The sequence below is a fragment of the Phenylobacterium sp. genome, from assembly GCF_036963605.1.
Taxonomy (GTDB): Bacteria; Pseudomonadota; Alphaproteobacteria; order Caulobacterales; family Caulobacteraceae; genus Phenylobacterium.
On record NZ_JBALUY010000062.1, the window covers coordinates 1 to 21,601 of the forward strand.

Consider the following 21,601-nt stretch of genomic DNA (forward strand, 5'->3'; position numbering starts at 1 on the left):
ATGCCGTGTCGCGCCTCTTCAGCGCCTATCTGATCGTTGACTGGAGCGCGGCGGCCAAGCCGGGCACGGGGACCGACTCCGTCTGGATCGGCGTGCTCAAGCGCGACGTGCGCTTCCGCATGTCGTTCGAGTCGCACAATCCCTCCACCCGCGGCGAGGCCGAAAAGCTGCTGGGGACGATCCTTGATGATCTGAAGAAGCGGGGCGAGCGCGCCCTGGTCGGCTTCGACTTTCCCTTGGGATTCCCCCGGGGTTTCGCCGCCGGCCTGAACCTGGCCGGCGATCCGCCGTGGCCGGCGGTCTGGACCCAGATCGACAAGATGGTGAAGGACAAGGCCGACAACACCAACAACCGCTTCGGCGTCGGCTCGGAGCTGAACCGGCGGCTGACCGGCGGTCCCTTCCCCTTCTGGGGCTGTCCGCCCAAGGACGCGCTGACCACCCTGCAGCCCAAGCGCACCCGGGCCCACGGCCCTGACGACCTGCCGGAGTTTCGCCATGCCGATGTGGCCGCCAAGGGCGCCGCCTCGATCTGGAAGCTCTATTACAACGGCTCTGTCGGCGGGCAGGCCCTGCTGGGCATCCCTGCGGTCCGGCGTCTGAAGGCCGCCCGCGGTGAGGCCGTGCGCCTCTGGCCGTTCGAAACCGGCTTCAAGGCCCTCACTGCGGCCGACCTCGACGGGGTCGAGGCGGTGGTGGCCGAGATCTATCCGTCCCTGCTGAACATCAAGGCTCCGCCCGGCGAGGTGAAGGACCTGGTGCAGGTGCGCGAGACGGCCGAGCACTTTGCCCGCCTGGACGAGGCCGGCAAGCTGGCCGAACTGTTCGCCGCCCCGCCCGGGATAGACGAGGCGGTGCTGGCCGACGCCGAGCGCGAAGAAGGCTGGATTCTCGGTGCCGGGCGCTGAGCGTCTAGAGCGGCCGCAACGACAACCGCCAGAACCGCCAGCCTAGCAGACCCGCTGAAATCAGGCTGGCGATGATCACGGCCCAGACGAGGCCGGTGACGCCCATCCCCATGGGCAGGGCCAGCCACCAGGCCAGCGGCATCATGATCAGGATGTAGCTGGTCAGGTGGGTGAAGGTCGGCAGCCAGACGTCTCCCCGCGCCCGCAGGGCCTGGGCGATCACCACCTGCAGGCCGTCGGTGAGCAGGAAGAGGCAGGAGAGCGCCAGGGCGCCAGCGGCCACCGCGATAACTTGAGGCTCGGTGGTATAGGCAGCGGCGATCCAGGGGGCTGCGGGCCAGACGACCAGCGAGACCAGCACCCCGAACAGGGCGGTGACGCCAAAGCCGATCAGGCCGGCGCGGACGACCCCGTCCCGCTCGCGGGCGCCATAGGCGCTGCTGACCAGGACCGCCGTGGCGGCGGCCAGGCCCAGGGGAACCATGAAGACGAGAGAGATCACGTTCAGCACGACCGTCCAGGCGGCCAGGGCCAGCACGCCGATCCAGCCGGCCACGACGTTGAGCGAGGCGAAGGCCGCCACCTCGAAGAAATTCGACGCGCCTGCGCCATAGCCGATCTTGCGCTGTTCGGCCTCGGCCCGGCGGTCCCGGGCCGGCTTGGCGAACACGCCCAGGGCCCGGGCGTCGCGCATCAGGGCGATATAGGCCAGCAGCCCGATCATCAGGAAGGCGCGCGCGCCGAAGGTCGCCCAGGCCGCGCCGGTGGCGCCCAGGGCCGGCAGCCCGAACGCGCCCGGCACCAGGAGCAGCAGGAAGGCCAAGTTGACGGCGTTGGCCGCCCACATCAGCAACATGGCCGGGACCGGTCGCGACAGCCCCTCCAGCCAGAAGCTGGCGGCGCAGGAGATCACATAGGTCGGCAGGGACAGGGCGAAGACGATCACCGGCCAGGCCGCGCCCGAGGCAAGGGACGGCTCGAGGCCAAGGTGGGCCAGGCCGAGCGGCCCGAGACCGGCCAGCACCACCATGCTGATCAGGCCGATCCACAACCCATAGACGAGACCGCGGCGCAGGACCGCGCCGCTCTCACGGGGGCGGCCCTCCCCCACGGCGCGGGCGGTCATCACCTGGACGCCGGTCAGCAGGCCGATGGCCATGGTGAGCACCACCGAGGTCGGCGCCCAGGCCATGGCGTGGAACCCCAGATGCTCGGCGGAGTAGCGGCCGACTACGATGGCGTCCATCAGACCCATGGTCATGATGCCCAGGCGCGCAAGCACCACCGGCCCCGACAGCTTCAGAAGCTGGGCGAGGTCGAGGCGCACGGGACTGAGGCGCGCCGCCATGGCGGGCGCAGAAGGGGCCGCAGGTCCGGCCATGACGTTCACCAGATGTCAAAGAGGCGCGGAAGGTGGTCGCCCGACCCGCCCGTGGCAAGGCCGGCGCGACCGCCTCCCAAAATGCCGCTCAGGTGGTTGCCCCGGGGCCACAGCCCCGGAGCGCCTCAGACCGCCGCGCGGCGGGCCATGTCCACCCGGTCTTCCTTGAGCTTTTCCGCCACCAGGAAGGCCAGTTCCAAGGCTTGCTCGCCATTGAGGCGGGGATCGCAATGGGTGTGATAGCGGTCGGCCAGGTCGCCCTCGGTCAGGGCCCGGGCGCCGCCCAGGCACTCGGTGACGTTCTGGCCGGTCATCTCCAGGTGCACGCCGCCGGGGTGCACGCCCTCGGCCTTGGCGATCTCCACGAACGATTTCACCTCCGACAGGATGCGGTCGAAGGGCCGGGTCTTGTAGCCGTTGGCCGCCGTCAGCGTGTTGCCGTGCATGGGGTCGATGGCCCAGACGACATTGCGGCCGCCGGCCTTGGTGGCCTGCATCAGGCGCGGCAGGCGATCAGCGATCTTGTCGTGGCCGAACCGGCCATAGAGGGTCAGGCGGCCGGCCTCGTTGGCCGGGCTGAGCGCATCGATCAGGCGCAGCAGTTCGTCCGGCTCCACGGTGGGGCCGACCTTGACGCCGATGGGGTTTTTCACCCCGCGGCAGAACTCCACATGGGCGCCGTCGAGCTGGCGCGTCCGCTCGCCGATCCACAGCAGGTGGGCCGAGGTGTCGTACCAGTCGCCCGAGGTGGAATCGACGCGGGTCATCGCCTCCTCGAAGCCCAGCAGCAGGGCCTCGTGGCAGGTGAAGAACTCCACCCGGTGCAGGTCGGGATGGCTGTCGGGGGTGACCCCGATGGCGGCCATGAAGGTCAGAGCTTCGCTGATCTTCTCCGACAGCTCGCGGTATCGCGCGCCCTGCGGGCTGTCATTGACGAAGCCGAGCGTCCAGCGGTGAATATTGTAGAGGTCGGCATAGCCGCCGCCGGCGAAGGCCCGCAGCAGGTTCAGGGTCGAGGACGACTGGGCGTAGGCCTTCAGCAGGCGCTCCGGATCGGGCGCTCGCGCCTCGGGCGTGAACTCCATCCCGTTGATATTGTCGCCGCGATAGGAGGGCAGCTCCACATCGCCGATCTTCTCCACCGGGGAGGAGCGCGGCTTGGCGAACTGTCCGGCCATGCGGCCGACCTTCACTACCGGCTTGCCACCGGCGAAGGTCAGCACGACGGCCATCTGCAGGATCAGGCGGAAAGTGTCGCGGATATTGTCGGCGTGGAATTCCTTGAAGCTCTCGGCGCAGTCGCCGCCCTGCAGCAGGAAGGCGCGGCCCTCGGCCACATCGCCCAGCAGGGATTTCAACCGCCGCGCCTCGCCGGCGAACACCAGGGGCGGCATGCCGCGCAGGGTCTGCTCGACCTGCGTCACCGCCGCGGCGTCCGGATAGTCATCCGGGATGTGCTTGGCGGGCTTTGCGCGCCAGGAGGACGGCTTCCAGGTCTCACTCATCGATCTGCAACTCCGCATCGCCAGCTTGGCGAAGCCAGGGCGGGCCAAGGTCCCGCAAGGAATGAAAGACGCGCCTTCTACTCCGATATCGGGCGCGAGGTCGATGCTCTGCGCGCCGCCGGCGCCGTTGCGGCCTTCGGCGCCCGCGCCGGCAGCCGCTGGGCGCCCGCGCTGGCGACCGCGGCCAGGGCGCCCAGGGCCAGCCACCACTCCTGCCACACGCCGAAGCTGACCGCGGCGAAGGTGAGATAGCTGACCGCCGCGGCCGCGCCGGCCGCCGCACCCAGGTCGCCCTGCTGGCGCTCCAAGCGGTGGAAGATGGCGACCCAGAAGACGGTGGCCGCCGCCGCCCCGATCACGCCGAGTTCAAGCCAGATCTGCAGGGCCGCATCATGGGGATGGAGGCGGATGCCCGGCCCGAACATGCGGCTGGCGTCCAGGCCCCAGCCGCGCAGAGGCTTGTCGCCGATCCAGTCGACCGCGTAGCTCCAATAGTCCATGCGCATGCTCCAGGAGAGGCTGACCATCTCCTGAACCTGGCCATAGGCGCCCTGGGCGCGCAGCCCCCAGACCACCAGAGGCGCGGCAAGGAAGAAGGCCGCGACGCCTGCCGCCAGCCCCCGGGGGGCCAGCTTCGGCCAGCGATAGACCGCCACGCCAGAGGCGCTGGCGAGCGCCAGGGCGATCAGCGGCGCATCGGCGCCCAGCCCCGCGGCGCCGGCGACAACGCCTGCGGCCATCAGCACGGCCAACTGCCACCAGCCGACCCGCACCGCCACCAGCGCGGCCGGCGCCCAGAGCACGGCCAGGACGAAGACGCCCTGGGCCACATTGCGGACGGCCAGGTCGGGGCGGATCGGATCGCCGATGGCCTGGCGCACCACCTGATAGAGGGCCGCGCCCGTCACCGCCTCGACGATGATCAGCGCCGCCAGGGCCGAAACCCCCGCCATCAGAATAACCATCGCCCGCCGTAGGCCCTGCGGCGTCGCCCGGCGCACCGCGCTGTAGGCCGCCCAGTAGAGCAGGCCCTGGGAGACGAGCTTGACGGCGTTGGAGCTCCACAGGGGATCAGGCCTGTAGGGGCTCCACAGCATCGATCCGCAGGCCCAGATCACCAGGACCAACAGGGCCAGGGCCGCCGGGCGGTCGGCCTCGCTCACCTGAAAGGCTGGCAGGCAAAGCAGGCCGACGATGCTAAGCAGCACCGCGAAGCCCAGGGGGCCCAGCCAGCCCAGCAGGCCGGTCATCACGCCCGCAAAGGCCAGCACCCAGCCGCACCAACGGGCGAAGCCCGATCCGCTGATCCAGCCGGGCGCCGTCACGCGGCCGCGCCCAGATCCTGTGGCAGGTATTTCTCGCGCATGGTCACCAGCTCTTCGGCCAGGGTCGGATGGACGGCGCAGGTGGAATCCCACTGGGCCTTGGTGGCCCCCATCTTCAGCGCGATGGCGGCCATCTGGATGATTTCCGGCGCATCGGCGGCGACAACATGGCAGCCGAGAATTTTCTGGCTCGCCTGATCCACCACCAGCTTGATCAGGGCGCGCTCGTCGCCGCCGGCGAAGGCGTGCTTCATGGCGCGGAAGCGCGAGAGATAGATGTCGACCTTGCCGTGGGCGTGGCGGGCCTCGGCCTCGGTCAGGCCCACCGAGCCGATCGCCGGCTGGGAGAAGACCGCCGAGGCGACCATCTCATGATCGAAGGTGGTCGGGTTGTCGTAGAATTCGGTCTGGGCGAAGGCCGCGCCCTCACGAATCGCCACCGGGGTCAGGTTGATCCGGTCGGTGACGTCGCCCACCGCCCAGATGTTTTCCACATTGGTCCTGGAATAGTCATCGACGATCACCGCGCCGTCCTTCAGCGCGACGCCGGCGTTCTCCAGGCCCAGGCCCTTGACATAGGGCGCGCGCCCCAGGGCGAAGAGCACCTGGTCGGACTCCAGGGTCGCGCCGCTGGTCAGATGGCTGACCAGCCCGGCCTCGGTCTTTTCGACGCTCTCGTGCTGGCAGCCCAGCAGGACGTCGATGCCCTTCTTTTCCAGCTCGTCGGCCAGATGCGCCCGCACATGGTCGTCGAAGCCGCGCAGGATGTTCGGCCCCCGATGCACCAGCGTCACATCCACGCCCAGGCCTTTGAAGATGCATGCGAATTCGACGGCGATATAACCCCCGCCGGCGATCACGATCCGCTTGGGCAGGTTTTCTAGCTGGAAGGCCTCGTCAGAGGTCAGCACATGCTCGATGCCCGGCATGTCCTGCGGGACCCAGGGCCGGCCGCCGGTGGCGATCAGAATCTTGTCGGCTGTGACAGTCTTGTCCTTGCCCACCAGCTCGATGGTGTGGGCGTCGATCAGCCGGGCCTTGGCATGGGCGAGTTCGGCGCCCGCATTCTGCAGGTTGGTGACATAGATTCCCGACAGGCGGGCGATTTCCTTGTCCTTTTCGGCCAGGAAGGTCGGCCAGTCGAAACTGGTTTCGCCGACGGTCCAGCCATAGGCCTGGGCCAGCTTGAAATGGCTGGCGAACTCCGAGGCGTAGACCATGAACTTCTTGGGCACGCAGCCGCGGATCACGCAGGTGCCGCCGACGCGGTGCTCCTCGGCCACGGCGACGCGGGCGCCGCTGAGGGCGGCCAGGCGCGCGGCGCGCACCCCGCCCGAGCCGGCGCCGATGACGAACAGATCGTAGTCGTACTGGGTCACGGAGGTGACGCTCCTTACGGTTCGACGGTGACGACGCCCTCGGGCGTCCCCACCAGGGCCATGTCGGCCAGGTCGAGGAACAGGCCATGATCGACCACGCCGGTGACGCTCTTCAGCGCATCGGCCAGCGCCGCGGGATCCTCGACCCGTCCGCAGGCTGCGTCATAGATGAGGTTTCCGCCGTCGGTTCGCACGGGGGCGCCGTCTTTCACTCGCAGGCGCGGCGCAACGCCGAGATCGCACTCCGACAGGGCGTCGCAGATTCGCAGGGCCGTCGTCTCGTGAGCGAAGGCCACCACCTCGATCGGCAGGGGGAACTTCCCAAGCGCCGGCACGCGCTTGGCGGCGTCGGCGATGACCACGCAGCGGCGCGAGGCCTCCCAGACCAGCTTCTCGCGCAGCAGGGCCGCGCCGCCGCCCTTGATCAGCGACAGGGCCGGGCCGATCTCGTCGGCGCCGTCCACGGTCAGGTCGATGGATCTTATGGGGCCAAGCTCGGACAGCTTCATGCCCAGGCCCTGGGCCAGTTCGGCGGTGGCCACCGAGGTGGCGACACAGGTCACGTCAAGCTTGCGCGCCGCCAGCGCCTTGACGAACCAGGCCGCGGTCGAGCCGGTGCCCAGGCCCACGACCATGCCGGTCTCCACCAGGGCGGCGGCGGCCTCGCCGGCGGCTTTCTTCTGCGCGTCTGCGTCCATTTGATTTCCGTCTCTCGCCGCCGACCAGGCAAGCGGCTCATTTGTCTTCTTCTAGGCGCCTGAGCGCGGCAAGGCCACGGCCGAAACCCCCAAGCGCTCAGGCCTTGGTCGCCCTGGCGCGCTTGCCGGCGCGAAACCGCTCCGCCCAGCCGGGCTTCTCCACCTGGGTCGAGCGCTCCAGGGCCAGGGCGTCGGGCGCCACCTCGCGGGTGATCACCGAGCCCGAGCCGATATAGGCGCCCGCCCCGATCCGCACCGGCGCCACCAGGGCCGAGTTGGAGCCGATAAAGGCGCCCTCCCCCACATGGGTGTCGAACTTGTCGAAGCCGTCATAGTTACAGAAGATCGTCCCGGCCCCGATATTGGCCCCGGCCCCGACGGTCCCGTCCCCCAGATAGGCCAGATGATTGGCCTTGGCGCCGGCGCCGACCGCGACCTTCTTCACCTCGACGAAGTTGCCGATATGGGCCCTTGCGCCGATCTGCGCGCCGGGACGCAGGCGGGCATAGGGGCCGACCAGAGCGCCCTCAGCGACGTTGGCCCCCTCAAGGTGGCTGAAGGCCCGGATCACCGCGCCGGTCTCGACGCTCACGCCGGGGCCGAAGACCACGAACTGTTCCACCGTCGCGCCGGGCGCGATCTCGGTGTCCCAGGAAAAGTGCACGGTGTCCGGCGCCGGCATGGCGACGCCTTCGTTCAGGAAGTGGTGGCGACGGCGCTGCTGGAAGATGGCCTCGGCCGCCGTCAGCTGGGGTTGGGAATCAGCGCCCATGACCGCGCTCTCGGGCACGAAGGCGGCGCGCACATTAGCCTCCTCGGCCACGGCGACGGCCACGACGGATGTCAGGTAGTATTCCCCCTTGGCGTTGTCGTTGCCCACCTTGTCCAGCCAGTTGAACAGGCGGCAGGCGTCAGCGGCCATCATGCCGGAATAGCAGGCCCGCACATGGCGCTCCTCCTCGCTGGCGTCGCGGGCCTCGACAATGCGGATGACATGGCCATCGGCCCCGCGGATCAGCCGCCCATAGAGGGCCGGGTCGGCGGGTTCGAAGCCGAGCAGCGCGATCTGCGCGCCTTGCTCGCGCAGGGCGAACAGGGGCTCCAGGTCCTTGCCTTCCAGCAGCGGGCAGTCGGCGTTGGTCACCAGCACGTCGCCAGCGAAGTCCTGCAGGGCCGGCCGGGCGGCCAGCACTGCGTGGCCGGTGCCCAGCGGCGGGTCCTGCACCACCACCGCGGCCTCGCCCAGCCGCGCCACGACCGCCTGGCGCACCGCCGCGCCCTGCGCCCCGACCACGACCAGGATTCGCTCACAGCCCGCCGCCTGCACCGCATCGATGGCCCGGTCCAGCATGGTCCGGCCGCCGACCTTGTGCAGCACCTTCGGGATCGGCGACTTCATGCGCGTCCCCTGGCCCGCGGCGAGGATGACGGCGGCGCGCGGTTGGGCGCTGGGGGTCATGGGCGAAATCCTTGGCGAGTCGACGGCGTTGCAATCATGGGGCGTTTAGCCGAAACGGCGACAGGTTTCGACGACAGGAGACGAAGATCCCATGGCCGCCCCCCTCGACCTTTCGGCCCTGGCCGGCGCAGCGCTCGCCTTCGACCTGGACGGCACCCTGGTGGACACCGCGCCGGACCTCGTCGGCACGCTGAACGTCATCCTGCAGGAGGAAGGCCACGCTCCCCTGCCGCTCGCCGAGGCCCGCCCCTTCATTGGCAAGGGCGCGCGCTGGCTGCTGCAGCGCGGGTTCACCGAGGCCGGCGCGCCCATCTCCGACGACGCCATGGGCGGCCTCTTCGAGCGGTTCATCGCCCGCTACAACGCCCATATCGCCGACGAGAGCGTCCCCTTCCCCGGCATGGTCGAGACGCTGGAGGCCCTGCGCGGGGCCGGGGCGCGCCTGGTGGTCTGCACCAACAAGCGCACCGACCTGTCCACCAACCTGCTGGACGCCCTGAACCTGTCGTCCCTGTTCGAGGCCGTTGTCGGGGCCGACGCCGCCCCGGCCCAGAAGCCCGACCGCCGCCACCTGGAAACCGCCATCGCCCGGGCCGGCGGCCGCCCCGACCGCGCCATCATGATCGGCGACGCCGCCCCCGACGCCGGCGCCGCCCGAGCCGCCGGCGTGCCCCTGATCCTGGTCAGCTTCGGCTACACCGAGGTCCCCGTGGCCGATCTTGGGGCCGACATTCTGATCAGCCGCTACGCCGATCTGCCGGCCGCCTGTTTGCAACTACTGCCGGCTTGCCCCGCGGCGAACGAGACGCTATAGGCGCATCCCTTCCGATGGATGCGTAGCTCAGCGGGAGAGCACCTCGTTCACACCGAGGGGGTCACAGGTTCAATCCCTGTCGCATCCACCATTCCTTCCGCCGCTGAGCCGGCGTGAATTCTCTTTCCCATGAGCGCCTTCGAGAAGTCCGTCGGTGCGCCGGCGCTGGCCGGCGCGGCTCTCCATGCGCCGCGCCCGATCATGATACCGCGCTGTCTCCCGCGACCGTTGGCGCTGCCGTTTGAGCCGTTCGCCTTCTTCGCCAATGTCGTTTCGGATCCTCGCCTGGCTACCAAGCATAGAGCGACCAAAGGAAAGGCCCGCGCAATGGACACGCGGGCCTCCTACCGTACTGGCCTGACTTTACTGAGCGGCGGCTTCCAGGGCCTGGGCGCGCTCCAGATGGGTGCGTAGCTTGGGCACGAGGTCGCGGGCGAAGGCGGTGAGTTCGGTGTTGTCGCCGTTCTCGGCATAGCCTTCATGCAGGGTGATCGCCTCCTGATGGGCGGCGACCTGCTGTTCGGCGAAGACCTTGTCGAATTGCGCGCCCTCAGCGGCGCGCAGATTGTCGATCAGGCCCTGGCGGCGCTCATCCATCTCGGTGGGCGGAGTTTCGCCTGCGGCGCGGGCCAGTTCGGCCAGTTGACCGGAGCTGGCCGTATGATCGTTGACCAGCATTTCGCCGAGTTGCTTGGTTTCGGCGCTCTGGCCCTTCTCCTGAGCCATGCGGCCAGCTTCGATCTCGTACATGTCGCTGACCGCGGCGTTCATGACGTATCCGCCAAGCGTGTTCGCCCCAAGCGTCGCCGCCGAGGTCTGGCCGACGGCCGCCGAGGTGGCGTCCTGCGCAGCGTTCACGGGATCGGACTGGCCGACCTCGGTGGTCCCGTCGCCGTTTCCGCAAGCAGCAAGGCCGACCAGGGCCGCGGCGCAGGCCGATACGATCAGATAGCGTTTCATAGGAGAGCTCCCTCATTGGATCCTGCCAAGCCAACACGAAGCGCAGCGATGGGTTCCGAACGCTGCGGCGCCCGCAGATGGCCCGACTCAGGGTTTTCTGGACCTTGAATCCAATTCAACGACCACGCGTTCTCCTTGCCGGAGGTTCCATGTCCAACTCAAAGCTTGAGCGTGAATACTGCGTCCATTTGGCTGAGGGCGATCATCAGGCGGTCCGTCGCCTGACCGAGCGCAGCTTCGAGGCCGCCGCCCTGGCCTATGTCGAAGACCTGCATCTGGCCGAGAGCGGCGCCGAGATAAGCCTGGTGGTGCAGGATATGGAAAGCGGCCACGAGCACTGCTTCCGCATAGATCTCGACAGCGGTGAGACCTCGGCCTGCGGCTGATCAGGCCGCCTGCGACTATGCTCATGACGCCCCGCCAACACGGCGAGGCCCGGCTCAGGGCTCCGCATAACCCTGGGCGCGAAGAACCAGTTCATAGGCCGCGGGATCTTCGGTGAAGAACAGGCCGCCTCGCCGTTCAGAGTCCTGGGGCAGGTAGTCGAGGGTCATCTCGCTCTCCTCGATGGCTTCTCCCCCACGGGAAAGCTCGCCGGTGACCACGACGCCGGCTCCCGTGCTATGTCCGGTATTGGTGGCCTTGAAGCTCACCAGATAGCCCGCGCGGGCGCGCGCCACGCCGGTCACCTCCAGCACCACGGCCGGCGGCCCCTCCGGGCGCGTCAGGGCGAAGTGGACCATGTAGCCTACGGTGAAGATCACCAGCAGCGCGCCGAGACCGGCCACCAGCCACTCCAGGGCCGAGGTGGTTTCGGGCGCTCCATGGTCATCGGGCTCAGCCCTGTCAGTCGACGTCATAGGAGCAGCCTCGCAGCAGCGGCGCCGATCGCGCCCGGAAAGCTCAGGACAATGGCCGCGCTGATGATCTCCTGCAGGCCGCTGCTGTCGGTGCGGCTGAATATCCAGAGTGCAAACAGGCTGACCAGCAGCACGACGGCGTAGCCGACCACGCTGAACCGGAGGAAGATGATCGAGGCGGGGATCGCCTCAGGCCGCCGGGAGCCCCCTCTGAAGTTCAGGGCGTAGACAAAGGCGTGCATGAGCCCCAGCGACAGCAGCGCCAGAGCCACACCCTGCCAAGCCGACATCTTGTAGGCGATGGCCACCATCTCTTCGGTGGGGGCGACATTGAAGGAGAGGAAGAGCGCGCCCGCCCCCATCAGGAAAAGCTCGCCCCCGTAGGTTGGGTCCCTTCGCTCCGGCCCTTCGCCCTCCGGTTCGGCGCCCAATTGACTACGCGCCAGCATGGCGCCGAAGCTGCCCGGCACGGTCTGGATCGCGACCTTGCCGATGATCTCCCGCGGCGCCATTTCCGGGGTCAGAATCCCGAATATCCACAGGATGACGCCCGCTGCGATCGCGGCCACCAGCATGACGACCAGGGCGTCGGCCATGTCGTCGCGCAGGTGCGCCGTCGGCCGCATGCCGCCGAAGCGCGACAGACCCACGAGAACCGGGAAGGTCAGGACCAGCAACAGGGCGAGGCGGAGCGGGTCCATGTAGAAGCCCAGCCACCACATCTCCATGGTCATCATCATGGGCAGCGAAAAGATCAGCGCGCCGGCGAAGGCCCGCCCCAGCCCCTTCAAGAAGGCCGCGTCCGCACGCAAGGCGCTCAGCACCCGAATTCTCCCTCAGTTGCGCCCGTTGCATCCAAGAGTGTTTGACGGAGCCGCCGGGTTCCCTCGGGTGACGCCCTTGCATCCGTAGTAGGCTGCCGGGGCACAGATGGACCAGATGCGGCCTGCCCGGCGGCGCCAAGCTTGACTCCCGCCTTCGCTGCATCCGCGATGCAGGGAAACCAATCTGCGAGCATGGATATGCCCGGCGCCCTGGACGCGATCGACACCAAGATTCTGGAGATCCTGCAGCGGGACGCCTCCCTGTCGACGGCGGACCTGGCCGAGCAGGTCGGCTTGTCACAGTCCCCCTGCTGGCGGCGCATCCAGCGACTGCGGGAAGAGGGCTATATCAAGGGCACCGTGGCCCTGGTGGATTGCCAAAAGCTCGGCTTCGCCATCCAGATTTTCGCCCAGCTCAAGATGATCCCCTTGAGCGACGAGGACCGGGCCAGCTTCCACCGCGCCGTCGAGGCTATTCCGGAGATCACCGAGTCCTATGCCGTGTTCGGTGAGATGGACGCCATGTTGAAGGTCCTGGCGCCGGACCTGAACTGGTATCAGGACTTTGTCGTCTCAACGATCCTGAAGCTGCCCGGCGTGGCGGACATTCGCTCCATCGTCACCCTGGCGGCGTCCAAGCACACCACCGCTGCGCCCCTGCACGTCCGCCCCCTGCGCTGATCCTCGAACGCCGCAGATCGTTCCCCCTTCGGGACTCAGGCCGTGTCCGTGGCGGCCAGCAGATCGGCCATTTCCTGCGGGGTGTTGGCGCCCCGAAGGCGCATCAGAGCGCCGAGCGACGTTGGCAGGACCGCCAGACCCGCCCGCTCGACGAACCGCCGCAAGGGCCAGCCATCAGCCGCATCGGACGGGGCCGCGTCGACGGATAGGACCATAGGCACAGGCAGACCCTCGAACGTCGCCCCCGGGGCCGGGGCGGCCAGCAGAGGCGCGAGGTCATCGGCTCGCAGGGTGGGCGCATCGACCGCCAGGATGAGCGCGCGCGCAGCGCCTCGCCTGCGGGCCTCCGCCAGTCCGCCAAGGAGCCCGCCAACCGGTCCCGCCTCCGGCCTCGGGTCGCTCACAAACCCAAAGCCATAGTCGCGTCCCACGCTCAACACCGAGTCTGCGCCCACCGCCCGACCCAGCGCGGCCACCCGCTCGATGGCGCTGCGCCCGCCCCAGTCGATCAGGGCCTTGTCCCGTCCCATGCGTGCCGATTGGCCGCCGGTGAGGATGAGAGCAATCAGTGTCATGGCGCTCATCATGCGCTGAACCCGTTGCCACACAAGGGCGCAGCTCTTCCCATAACGCTGGTTTGAGATTGACTCTCATAATTAGAAAGGGCAGTTGCGAGCGGTTCTTATTTGGGTGGGTGGTATGTCTCGTATTGCATGGACGATCGGCGCTTTGGCCCTTGGCCTCGGAGGCGGGGTCGCCTCGGCCGATGATGCGACCGAAATTCGCGAAGTGGTCGTCACCGGTGAAAAGACCGAACGAAGCCTGCAGGACACCGTGACCAGCGTCGCCGTCGTCGACGCCCGCAGGATCGAAGAGGAGGCCATCCAGACCTTCTTCGACATCGTCGCCCGAACGGCCAACGTCTCCTCCACCTATGGCGGCTCCGGCTTCACCATTCGAGGAGTCAACAACATCAACGTCTCGGGCGGCGGCGGCGGCGGCCTGGCCACGGTTTATGTGGACGGCGCCGCCATCCCCGAACGGGCCCTCAATAACGGCCCGCTGGACATGTGGGATGTCGCCCAGGTCGAGATCCTGCGCGGGCCGCAATCGACACTCCAGGGCCGGAACGCCCTAGCCGGCGCGGTGGTGATCCGCACGGCCGAGCCCACCTGGACCTGGGGCGGCCGGGCGCGGGCCATGGTTTCCGACGCCGGGGAACGCAGCCTGGCCTTCGCCGGCGGCGGGCCGATCATCGAAGACCAGCTGGCCTTCCGGCTGGCCATCGAAGACCGCAAGGCCGACGGCTTCGTCTACAACACCACCCGCGAGCAGGACGAGGACCCCACCGACGCCACGACGATCCGCGGCAAGCTGCTGTTCACGCCCCAGGCCTTGCCCGACCTGACCGCCCGCATGGTCTGGACGCATGACGAGCGCACCGGCGGCTATGTCTACAGCTACGCCCGCACCGATGTCGCCGACCCCTTTGAGAACCGGGTCACCGGCGGCGACTTCCCCAACGACAGCGACAGCACCGCCGACATCCTCACGCTTGAGGCGGATTACCGGCTATCGGATCGGTTTGACCTGACCAGCGTCACCGCCTGGAGCCGCGTCGATAATCTCAGCCGCTATGATGGCGACTACGGCCCCGTCGCCGACGCCTTCGGCATCCTGGACGAAGAGGACGAGGTGTTCTCGCAGGAGGTGCGCCTGGCCTATTCCGGCGAGCGGCTGAACGGCCTGGTCGGCGCCTACTACGCCCGCCGCATCCGAGACTATGTGAACACCACGCGGACGAACGTGCCGACGCCGGCGCCGACCCTGCAAGGGGTGCTGATGGGCGCGCCCTTCAGCCTGGACGCCGCCACGGCCGACATGATCGCCAACCTCTATGTGTCGCGACTGCCGGCGATCCCGGTGGACTATTTCGGCTCATCGCCCGAGGACATCCGCACGATGGCCCTCTTCGGGGACGGCCGCTTCCAGGTCACGCCGCAGCTCTCGATCCTGGCGGGCTTCCGCTATGACCGGGAGGAGAACATCCAGTCCTCCGAGCAGATCGCCACATTCGGCGGCGCCTATCCCGATCCTGCAAGCTTCGGATCCCTGGCCCCTGTGATCGGCGGCCTGAACCAGGTGGTCGGCATGTTCGTGGCCCAGGCCGGCGGCTCGGCGCCCACCGCCAGCCGCGACTTCGAGGCCTTCCTGCCCAAGCTTGGCGCCCGGTACGAGATGACAGACGACGCCTCGGTTTCGTTCGTCGTGCAACGGGGCTACCGGTCCGGCGGCTCGGCCGTCAACGTGGCCCGCTCCACCGTGGTCCCTTACGACCCGGAGTTCACCTGGAACTACGAACTGGCCCTGCGGACGAGCTGGCTGGATGAGGCCCTGACCCTCAACGCCAACGCCTACTATGTCGACTGGACCGACCAGCAGGTGATGGTCAATCTGGGTACGACGATCTACGACACCCAGACCGAGAACGCCGGCGCCTCACATCTGTACGGCTTTGAGATCGAGGGCGCCTGGCGCCCAGCCGCCGCCTACGACCTCTACGCCTCGGTGGGCCACACCAAGACCGAATTCGAGGACTTCGAGGTCACCTTGGGCGCAACCCATGTCGATCTCAGCGGTTCGGAGTTCGCCTTCGCGCCCCATTGGACCTGGGCGGTCGGCGGCAACTATCGCTGGGACAGCGGCCTCTTCCTGAACCTGAACGCCAGCTATCGCAGCGACGCCTTCAGCAACACCGGCGTCACGCAGAGCAACTTCGCCATCGACGCCCGCACCCTGGTCAACGGCCGCTTCGGCTATGACGCCGGCGACTGGCGGATCTCGGTCTACGGCCGCAACCTGCTGGACGAGCAGTATGTCCAGTACGAGCAGGCCGATCTGAACCGCGCCATCTTCGGCGACCCGCGGGTCATCGGAGCGGCCCTCGAGATCGAGTGGTGACCCCGGCCGCCGACATCTTCGCCGCCGCGGCGCTCACGGCTCTGGGCGCAGCCGCGGCCCTGATCCTGCGTCGGGCGTGGCGGCGCCGTGACGGCGCCCGACCCTGGCTGATGCTGGCCGGATGGGGCGCCCTGGCCGCCGCGGTGCTGGGCGCAGCGCCCTTTCTTGGCCCGGCGAGAGGTCCGTTCATGGCCTCGGCCCTGGTGTCCTTCGGCGCCCTGGCTGTCGTGGCCGCCAGCCTGCAGAAACGCACCGGCCGCAGCCGCCCGCCGCGAGAGGTCGCTCTGGAGCCCTCCGAGCGGGCCTCCAAGGCCTGGCGCGGCTGGCTGCGGGTGTTGCTGGCCGGTCCCCTGGGCGGAATCGCCGCCATGGGCGTAGGCTTGGCCTGGACCGTCTGGGTCCCCGGCCCACCCCAGACCCGCATCGTCCTCGGCGGCCTGCTGGTGCCCATCCTCTGGGCCGCCGGCATGGCCTGGACCCTGGCGGACGACAAGATCCTGCGGGCCACCGCGGTGCTGTCGGGCGTCACCCTGGTGACCTTCACCGCCGCTGTCCTGAAGGGCTTCTCATGAGCAAGGCCGGCAAGCCGATCTGGCCGAAGATCCCGCCCGGCTTCGTCCGCGCCGTGCTGGCGGGCCATTCGGCCCTGGGCCTGGCCTTCGCCGCCCTGATCTATCTGGTCTGCTTTTCCGGCACGGTGGCGGTCTTCGCCGAGGAATTCCATCGCTGGGAGCAACCGGCCGCGCCACGGATGGACGCCGTTTCGCCCGCCGCCCTGCAGACGGCGATCGAAGGCGCCATCGCCCAGTATGGCAAGGCCGAGCACATCTTCATCAACCTGCCCACCGAGGGCGCGCCACGGGTCTCGCTCTATGTGGACCGGGAGGCGGGCGACCTCGAACTGTTCGCCGATGCGCAAGGGCGCCTGACCGATCCGGCGCCGACGCCCTGGACCGACTTCATGACCACCCTGCACATCTATCTGCACCTGCCGCGGAGCTGGGGGATATTCGTGGTCGGCCTGACCGGCGTGGCCCTGCTGTCCTCGCTGATCTCGGGCATCTTCTCCCATCCGCGGGTGTTCCGCGACGCCTTCCACCTCCGCTGGGGCGGCTCCAAGCGCCTGCAGGAAGCCGATCTGCACAACCGGATCAGCATCTGGGCCCTGCCCTTTCACGTGACCATCGCCCTGACCGGAGCCCTGCTCGGCCTGACCACCATCATTGCCGGCGTCCTGGCTCTGGCCCTGTTCCAGGGGGATGTCGGGCGGGCCTATGACCTCTTCCTTCCGCCAGCGCCGCAGGATGATCCGCGCGCAGCCCCGCTCCCCCGGGTGGACGCCGCCCTGGCCCAGGTGGCCCGCATGACCCCCGGGGCCGTTCCCACCTATGTCGGCCTCGATCACCCCGGCGAGCGGGGTCAGAGCGTGCAGGTTCTGGCCGGCGCGCCGGGGCGTCTCTCCGCGGGCGAGAACTATGTGTTCGACGGGGCCGGCCGGCCGCTGACCGACGCCCCCATGGGAGGCGAAACCGTGGGCGCCCAGATCATCCAGGCGATCGGCCAGCTGCATTTCGGCTGGTTCGGCGGATGGCCGATCAAGCTCGTCTATGCTGTGCTGGGCGCCGGCCTGACCGTGGTCACCACCAGCGGCGTAGCCATCTGGCTCGCCCGCCGACGCGACAAGGGCCGGCCTGCGCCCATGTGGGAGCGGATCTGGGTCGCCACGGTCTGGAGCCAGCCGCTGGCCTTCGGGGTCTCAGCGGCCCTCGCCTTCATCCCCGCCATTCCGCCGCTGGCGAGCTGGGCCGTGGCCACGCTTCTGGCCTTGGGCTCAGCCTTCGTCTGGACCGCGCCCGCCGCCATATCGCGCCACTTGCGGCTGGCCTCGGCCCTGAGCCTCGGCCTCGCCGTGCTCGCCCACATGGCCGTCTGGCGAGGCGCGGCGACGGACCCGGTGGCCTGGATCACCAACGCCGTGGCGATCCTGCTGGCCGCGGGTCTCGTCCTCTCGGTCTGGCCTCGCGCGGCCCGCCCGCTCGGCGCGTCGTCCCCTGCGCCGGCCGAGTAGCCTGCAAACGGCCGACGGCCTGAATTCTGGTGGAAAATGTGGCGTGGACCTGTGGCGTCCCCGACCCAGTGCTTGAAGCCCCCATGCTCTGGGCCTATGGCGGTCCATCCAGCAGAACGAGCACGCGGCAGGTTCCCGCCGAACGCCACGGGGATTGAGAAACGCCGCGAGCTCATGCGCAAGGCCGCGACCTGACCCCATGAGCCAGCCCCTCTTCTTCAACCTGCAGGCCACCCACAACGCCAACCGCTGGTACCTGCCGCTGAGCCCGGCTGTGTGCGTCGGCCCGCCGGGCAACCTGTTCATGTTCGGCGGCGTGGGCATGGGGGCGGCCATCGCGGCCCTGGAGCGCACCTGCGAACGGCCGGCGGTCTGGGCGACGGCCCAGTACCTGTCCTATGCGCGGCCCCCCAGCATCGTCGATCTGGATGTGCGGGTCCCGGCCTCGGGCAAGTACAACAGCCAGGCCCGGATCATTGGCCACGTCGGCGACAAGGAGATCTTCACGGTCAACGCCGCCCTCGGCGCCCGGGAGAGCGAGCATTCGGTCCAGTGGCTGGAAGCCCCCAAGGCGCCGCCGCCGGAGGACTGCATTCCGGCCGACCACTGGCGCGGCGGTGGCGATGACCTGCACAGCCGGATCGAGGTCCGCGTGGCGCAGGGCCGCTATGGTGGCGCAACCGCCGGGACGTCCGACAAGGACGGCCGGCTGCTGCTGTGGATCCGGTCGCGGGAGGGTCTGCCGATTGATTCCAGCTTCCTGGCCATCATCGCCGACTTCATCCCCGGCGCCCTGGGCAACGCGCTGGACTTGAACGCCGGCGGCAACAGCCTGGACAACACCATCCGCTATCGCCGCATCGTGCCCACCGACTGGGTGCTGGCCGACATCCGCGTCCACGGGGTCCACGGCGGTTTCGCCCACGGCGCCATGTACCTGTTCGCCCAGGACGGCGAGCTGATGGCCACGGCCAGCCAGTCGATGATCCTGCGGGTCTTCGAGGGCGCCCGCGACTGAGCGGCCCGCTGGCCCGCTGGCCCGCGCGCGCTAGTAAATGACCCCGGTCGGAGGGCCAGCTTCACAGGAGCGTCATAGCCTCCTTTCCTGTGACCGGATCTAGGTCCGGCGCGAGTTGGGACAACCAAAAAAGGGGGATTGTCATGACGCGTCTCAAGTCGTTCCGCGGCCTGCTGCTGGTCGGCGCCGCGAGCCTGATCGCCGGACCCGCCGCGGCCCAGGCCAGCGGCACGCTGCTCGAAGAAATCATCGTCACCGCCACCAAGCGCGAAGTCAGCGTCCGAGATATTTCCGGATCGGTCAGCGCCGTCAGCGGCGCCCAGCTCGAGGCCATCGGCGCCCAGAGCTATGCCGACTACATCGCCCGCACCCCGGGGGTGACCTTCAACCAGTTCCAGCCGGGCACGTCCCACGTGGTCATCCGCGGGGTGGCCACCAATTCCGGCAACGTCCAGGGCCAGGGCACCACCGGCTACTACATCAACGAAGTGCCGCTGACCGAGCCGGGCTGGACCATCGTCATCCCGGACATCGACGCCTTCGACGTGGACCATGTGGAGATCCTGCGCGGTCCCCAGGGCTCCCTGTTCGGCTCGGCCTCCATGGGCGGCGCGGTGAACTATGTGGCCACCAAGGCCGACGCCAGCGCCTATGACGCGGCCATCGAAACCACGCTCAGCAAGACCCGGAACGCCGATGTCGGCGGGGCGATCAAGGGGATGGTGAACATCCCGCTGGTGCAGGACAAGCTCGCCCTGCGCGCCGTGGCCACCTATCGCAACGATCCCGGCTATCTCGACAATGTCGGCATCGGCGAGACCGGCTCCAGCGACATCACCATCGGCGGCGGCCGGCTCTCGCTCGTCTGGACACCCACCGACGCCACCGAAGTGTCCTGGCTGAGCCTCTATCAGAAGACCGAGGCCGACGACGCGCCCTACCGCAATCCGGCCTTCGGCGACCTGGCGCGGTCCACGGCGTTCGCCGAGGCCAACGAGACCGACGTCACCCTGCACAGCCTGAGGCTGGACCACGACTTCGGCTTCGCCACCCTGACGGCCATCGGCGCCTATCAGGAGAAGTCGCAGGACTTCGCCTTCGACTACACGCCCTATCGCGGGCTGTATAACGCCGATCTGGGCCTCAACCTGATCTCGCCCCTATTCATCGAGAGCGGCGGTAAGTCCACCGGCGAGAGCCTGGAAGTTCGTCTGGCGTCGAACACCGAGGGCCGCTTCGAGTGGCTGATCGGGGCCATGTACTTCGAGAGCGAGAAGAACCTCTACGAGCAACTCGGGGCCGACGGCGCGGCGGCGGCCTTCGACGCCTCCCCGCTCTTTGGCCCGGGGACGGGGGCGGCGATCGCGCCGGACGGCCGCATCTTCAACGCCTTCTTCACCGACCTGAAGGCCAAGGAGATGGCGGTGTTCGGCGAGGCCAGCTTCAACTTCACACCGGAACTGAAGCTCACCGCCGGCGGTCGCCTCTTCAAGACCGAGACCGACTCCACCTCCAGCCAGGTGGGCTTCTCGACCTTCCCGGGCGGCCTGAACGTCTCGCCCACCGAGTCGGACGAGCAGGACGGCTTCTCGCCCAAGGTCTCCCTGACCTACACCCCCAACGAAGACCTGATGGTCTATGGTCTCTATTCCGAAGGCTTCCGCTTCGGCACGCCCAACACCCAGGGCCTCAGCGCCTTCCCGGTGCCGGCGGGCTCCGAGAGCGACAGCCTGAAGAACTACGAGATCGGCGTCCGCTCGAACCTGGCGGGCGGCAAGCTCCTGCTCGACGCCACGGCCTTCTATGTGGACTGGTCGGACATCCAGCTGCGCCTGCTGACGCCGGACGACTTCAACTACGCGGCCAACGGCGGCGCGGCGACGATCAAGGGCCTCGAGACCTCGATCACTTTCAGCCCGACCCCGCAGCTCGATCTGCAGTCGAGCATCACCTACATGGAGGCCCGTCTCGACGAGCCGCTCTTCATTCTGTGGTACGGCGCCGCGCCCGAGGGCTCGCAGCTGCCGGGCTCATCGGACTGGTCGATCTCCAACACTGCCTCCTACCGGTTCGAGGCGGCCTATGATCCGACCCTGATCCTGTCGCATCGCTACGTGTCGTCTGGCATCAGCGACCTGAATTCGGCCGTGCCGGGGGTCGCTCCGAACACCCAGGGCGACTTCAACGTCATCGACCTTCGCCTGCGGGCGGACTTCGGGGCGACCTCGGTCACCCTGTTCGGGTCGAACCTGGGCGATGAGCGGGGCGTGACGCGCACCCTTCCCGAGGCCAATGGTCTCAGCCAGGGTCTGATCCGGCCGCGCACCGTCGGGGTGACCCTGAACTGGTCGCTCTAGGGCGACTGCGCCACACGGTCTGAGTGCGAGACGGAGCGTAGCTGATGAACCGACGGACCCTGTTGCTTTCGGCGGCGGGCCTGGCGCTGACGCCAGGCCTTGCCCGGGCCCAGGCGGACGTCGGTTCGATCAGCCCGCCCCGCCCGCCCCGGCGGCCGTTGCGGATCGAACAGCTCGGCCGGGTCCGGCATGATCCCTATGCCTGGCTGCGCGATCCCAACTGGGCCGAGGTTTCCCGCGACAGCAGCCTGATGTCGCCGGAGATCCGCGCCCATCTCGAGGCCGAGAACCGCTACGCCGAAGCGATGCTGGCGCCGACGCAGGAACGCCAGGAGGCCTATGCCCGGCGCATGATGGCCCTGGCCGAGGGCGACGAATCCCAGCCGCCGGTCCCCGATGGCCC

General features: G+C 68.6%; 19 protein-coding genes, 1 tRNA gene and 1 pseudogene. 11 read left to right on the forward strand and 10 right to left on the reverse strand.

Annotated features, from left to right (window positions below; translation table 11 throughout):
• The first annotated feature begins 5 nt into the window (after window positions 1-5).
• Window positions 6-908 carry a cobalamin biosynthesis protein CbiG gene (locus V7702_RS12280; protein WP_335650412.1) on the forward strand — a complete coding sequence of 301 codons (903 nt, stop codon included), beginning with the start codon at window positions 6-8 and terminating at the stop codon, window positions 906-908.
• A 4-nt stretch (window positions 909-912) separates the two neighbouring features.
• Here V7702_RS12280 and V7702_RS12285 read toward each other — a convergent pair whose 3' ends face one another.
• The 6 genes from V7702_RS12285 to glmU form a co-directional block, all read right to left on the reverse strand.
• Window positions 913-2,289: an MATE family efflux transporter gene (locus tag V7702_RS12285; protein ID WP_442958418.1), complete on the reverse strand. Its 1,377-nt coding sequence runs from the start codon at window positions 2,287-2,289 to the stop codon at window positions 913-915.
• Between the two features lie 125 nt (window positions 2,290-2,414).
• Window positions 2,415-3,794, reverse strand: coding sequence for a class II 3-deoxy-7-phosphoheptulonate synthase (locus tag V7702_RS12290; RefSeq protein WP_335650395.1), 1,380 nt, complete (start codon window positions 3,792-3,794; stop codon window positions 2,415-2,417).
• 77 nt (window positions 3,795-3,871) lie between these two features.
• Complete coding sequence (locus tag V7702_RS12295) at window positions 3,872-5,119, reverse strand: O-antigen ligase family protein (protein ID WP_335650396.1); 1,248 nt, start codon at window positions 5,117-5,119, stop codon at window positions 3,872-3,874.
• On the reverse strand, window positions 5,116-6,498 hold the full coding sequence (gor, locus tag V7702_RS12300) for a glutathione-disulfide reductase (RefSeq protein ID WP_335650397.1): 1,383 nt from the start codon (window positions 6,496-6,498) through the stop codon (window positions 5,116-5,118). The genes V7702_RS12295 and gor overlap by 4 nt, the downstream gene beginning before the upstream one ends.
• Before the next feature lie 14 nt (window positions 6,499-6,512).
• Complete coding sequence (rpiA, locus tag V7702_RS12305) at window positions 6,513-7,196, reverse strand: ribose-5-phosphate isomerase RpiA (RefSeq protein WP_335650398.1); 684 nt, start codon at window positions 7,194-7,196, stop codon at window positions 6,513-6,515.
• Window positions 7,197-7,293: 97 nt separating this feature from the next.
• A complete protein-coding gene (gene glmU, locus V7702_RS12310) occupies window positions 7,294-8,655 on the reverse strand; it encodes a bifunctional UDP-N-acetylglucosamine diphosphorylase/glucosamine-1-phosphate N-acetyltransferase GlmU (RefSeq protein ID WP_335650399.1) in 1,362 nt (453 codons plus the stop codon).
• A 91-nt stretch (window positions 8,656-8,746) separates the two neighbouring features.
• Between glmU and V7702_RS12315 the strand changes: the two genes are divergently transcribed.
• On the forward strand, window positions 8,747-9,469 hold the full coding sequence (locus tag V7702_RS12315; RefSeq protein WP_335650400.1) for an HAD-IA family hydrolase: 723 nt from the start codon (window positions 8,747-8,749) through the stop codon (window positions 9,467-9,469).
• Window positions 9,470-9,485: 16 nt separating this feature from the next.
• Window positions 9,486-9,560: transfer RNA gene (locus V7702_RS12320), tRNA-Val, on the forward strand.
• Between the two features lie 272 nt (window positions 9,561-9,832).
• Here V7702_RS12320 and V7702_RS12325 read toward each other — a convergent pair.
• On the reverse strand, window positions 9,833-10,429 hold the full coding sequence (locus V7702_RS12325; protein WP_335650401.1) for a DUF4142 domain-containing protein: 597 nt from the start codon (window positions 10,427-10,429) through the stop codon (window positions 9,833-9,835).
• Between the two features lie 149 nt (window positions 10,430-10,578).
• On the opposite strand from V7702_RS12325, the gene V7702_RS12330 reads away from it, so the two are divergent.
• Window positions 10,579-10,815: a DUF5961 family protein gene (locus V7702_RS12330; protein WP_335650402.1), complete on the forward strand. Its 237-nt coding sequence runs from the start codon at window positions 10,579-10,581 to the stop codon at window positions 10,813-10,815.
• 54 nt (window positions 10,816-10,869) lie between these two features.
• On the opposite strand, the gene V7702_RS12335 is transcribed toward V7702_RS12330, so the two are convergent.
• Entirely contained in the window at window positions 10,870-11,289 is a 420-nt protein-coding gene (locus tag V7702_RS12335) for a TIGR02588 family protein (protein ID WP_335650403.1), read from the reverse strand.
• Window positions 11,286-12,113: a TIGR02587 family membrane protein gene (locus V7702_RS12340; RefSeq protein WP_335650404.1), complete on the reverse strand. Its 828-nt coding sequence runs from the start codon at window positions 12,111-12,113 to the stop codon at window positions 11,286-11,288. The genes V7702_RS12335 and V7702_RS12340 overlap by 4 nt, the downstream gene beginning before the upstream one ends.
• A gap of 192 nt (window positions 12,114-12,305) precedes the next feature.
• Here V7702_RS12340 and V7702_RS12345 point away from each other — a divergent pair, with 192 nt between their 5' ends.
• Window positions 12,306-12,794, forward strand: a complete 489-nt coding sequence (locus V7702_RS12345; RefSeq protein WP_335650405.1) for an Lrp/AsnC family transcriptional regulator — start codon at window positions 12,306-12,308, stop codon at window positions 12,792-12,794.
• 35 nt (window positions 12,795-12,829) lie between these two features.
• Here the strand turns inward: V7702_RS12345 and V7702_RS12350 are convergent, their stop codons facing one another.
• Window positions 12,830-13,369, reverse strand: a complete 540-nt coding sequence (locus tag V7702_RS12350; RefSeq protein ID WP_335650406.1) for an NTP transferase domain-containing protein — start codon at window positions 13,367-13,369, stop codon at window positions 12,830-12,832.
• Window positions 13,370-13,493: 124 nt separating this feature from the next.
• Here V7702_RS12350 and V7702_RS12355 point away from each other — a divergent pair, with 124 nt between their 5' ends.
• The 6 genes and pseudogenes from V7702_RS12355 to V7702_RS12380 form a co-directional block, all read left to right on the forward strand.
• Window positions 13,494-15,755 (forward strand): TonB-dependent receptor, encoded by a 2,262-nt coding sequence (locus tag V7702_RS12355; RefSeq protein ID WP_335650407.1) that lies wholly within the window; start codon window positions 13,494-13,496, stop codon window positions 15,753-15,755.
• The gene (locus tag V7702_RS12360) at window positions 15,752-16,327 is read left to right on the forward strand and encodes a hypothetical protein (protein WP_335650408.1); all 576 of its coding nucleotides are present in this window, start codon (window positions 15,752-15,754) and stop codon (window positions 16,325-16,327) included. Before V7702_RS12355 ends, V7702_RS12360 begins: the two co-directional genes overlap by 4 nt.
• Window positions 16,324-17,823, forward strand: a complete 1,500-nt coding sequence (locus tag V7702_RS12365) for a PepSY-associated TM helix domain-containing protein (RefSeq protein ID WP_335650409.1) — start codon at window positions 16,324-16,326, stop codon at window positions 17,821-17,823. The genes V7702_RS12360 and V7702_RS12365 overlap by 4 nt, the downstream gene beginning before the upstream one ends.
• 199 nt (window positions 17,824-18,022) lie before the next feature.
• A complete protein-coding gene (locus tag V7702_RS12370; protein WP_335650410.1) occupies window positions 18,023-18,841 on the forward strand; it encodes an acyl-CoA thioesterase in 819 nt (272 codons plus the stop codon).
• Window positions 18,842-18,984: 143 nt separating this feature from the next.
• Window positions 18,985-21,198 (forward strand): TonB-dependent receptor, encoded by a 2,214-nt coding sequence (locus V7702_RS12375; RefSeq protein ID WP_335650411.1) that lies wholly within the window; start codon window positions 18,985-18,987, stop codon window positions 21,196-21,198.
• Window positions 21,199-21,242: 44 nt separating this feature from the next.
• Window positions 21,243-21,601: pseudogene (locus tag V7702_RS12380) on the forward strand (S9 family peptidase); the annotation flags it as partial.

Excerpts from the sequence above, each read along its gene's own strand:
- V7702_RS12285 (WP_442958418.1), bottom strand. The coding sequence starts at position 2,289 with ATGGCCGGACCTGCGGCCCCTTCTGCGCCCGCCATGGCGGCGCGCCTC.
- V7702_RS12290 (WP_335650395.1), bottom strand. The coding sequence starts at position 3,794 with ATGAGTGAGACCTGGAAGCCGTCCTCCTGGCGCGCAAAGCCCGCCAAG.
- rpiA (WP_335650398.1), bottom strand. The coding sequence starts at position 7,196 with ATGGACGCAGACGCGCAGAAGAAAGCCGCCGGCGAGGCCGCCGCCGCC.
- glmU (WP_335650399.1), bottom strand. The coding sequence starts at position 8,655 with ATGACCCCCAGCGCCCAACCGCGCGCCGCCGTCATCCTCGCCGCGGGC.
- V7702_RS12315 (WP_335650400.1), top strand. The coding sequence starts at position 8,747 with ATGGCCGCCCCCCTCGACCTTTCGGCCCTGGCCGGCGCAGCGCTCGCC.
- V7702_RS12325 (WP_335650401.1), bottom strand. The coding sequence starts at position 10,429 with ATGAAACGCTATCTGATCGTATCGGCCTGCGCCGCGGCCCTGGTCGGC.
- V7702_RS12330 (WP_335650402.1), top strand. The coding sequence starts at position 10,579 with ATGTCCAACTCAAAGCTTGAGCGTGAATACTGCGTCCATTTGGCTGAG.
- V7702_RS12335 (WP_335650403.1), bottom strand. The coding sequence starts at position 11,289 with ATGACGTCGACTGACAGGGCTGAGCCCGATGACCATGGAGCGCCCGAA.
- V7702_RS12345 (WP_335650405.1), top strand. The coding sequence starts at position 12,306 with ATGGATATGCCCGGCGCCCTGGACGCGATCGACACCAAGATTCTGGAG.
- V7702_RS12350 (WP_335650406.1), bottom strand. The coding sequence starts at position 13,369 with ATGACACTGATTGCTCTCATCCTCACCGGCGGCCAATCGGCACGCATG.
- V7702_RS12355 (WP_335650407.1), top strand. The coding sequence starts at position 13,494 with ATGTCTCGTATTGCATGGACGATCGGCGCTTTGGCCCTTGGCCTCGGA.
- V7702_RS12365 (WP_335650409.1), top strand. The coding sequence starts at position 16,324 with ATGAGCAAGGCCGGCAAGCCGATCTGGCCGAAGATCCCGCCCGGCTTC.
- V7702_RS12370 (WP_335650410.1), top strand. The coding sequence starts at position 18,023 with ATGAGCCAGCCCCTCTTCTTCAACCTGCAGGCCACCCACAACGCCAAC.
- V7702_RS12375 (WP_335650411.1), top strand. The coding sequence starts at position 18,985 with ATGACGCGTCTCAAGTCGTTCCGCGGCCTGCTGCTGGTCGGCGCCGCG.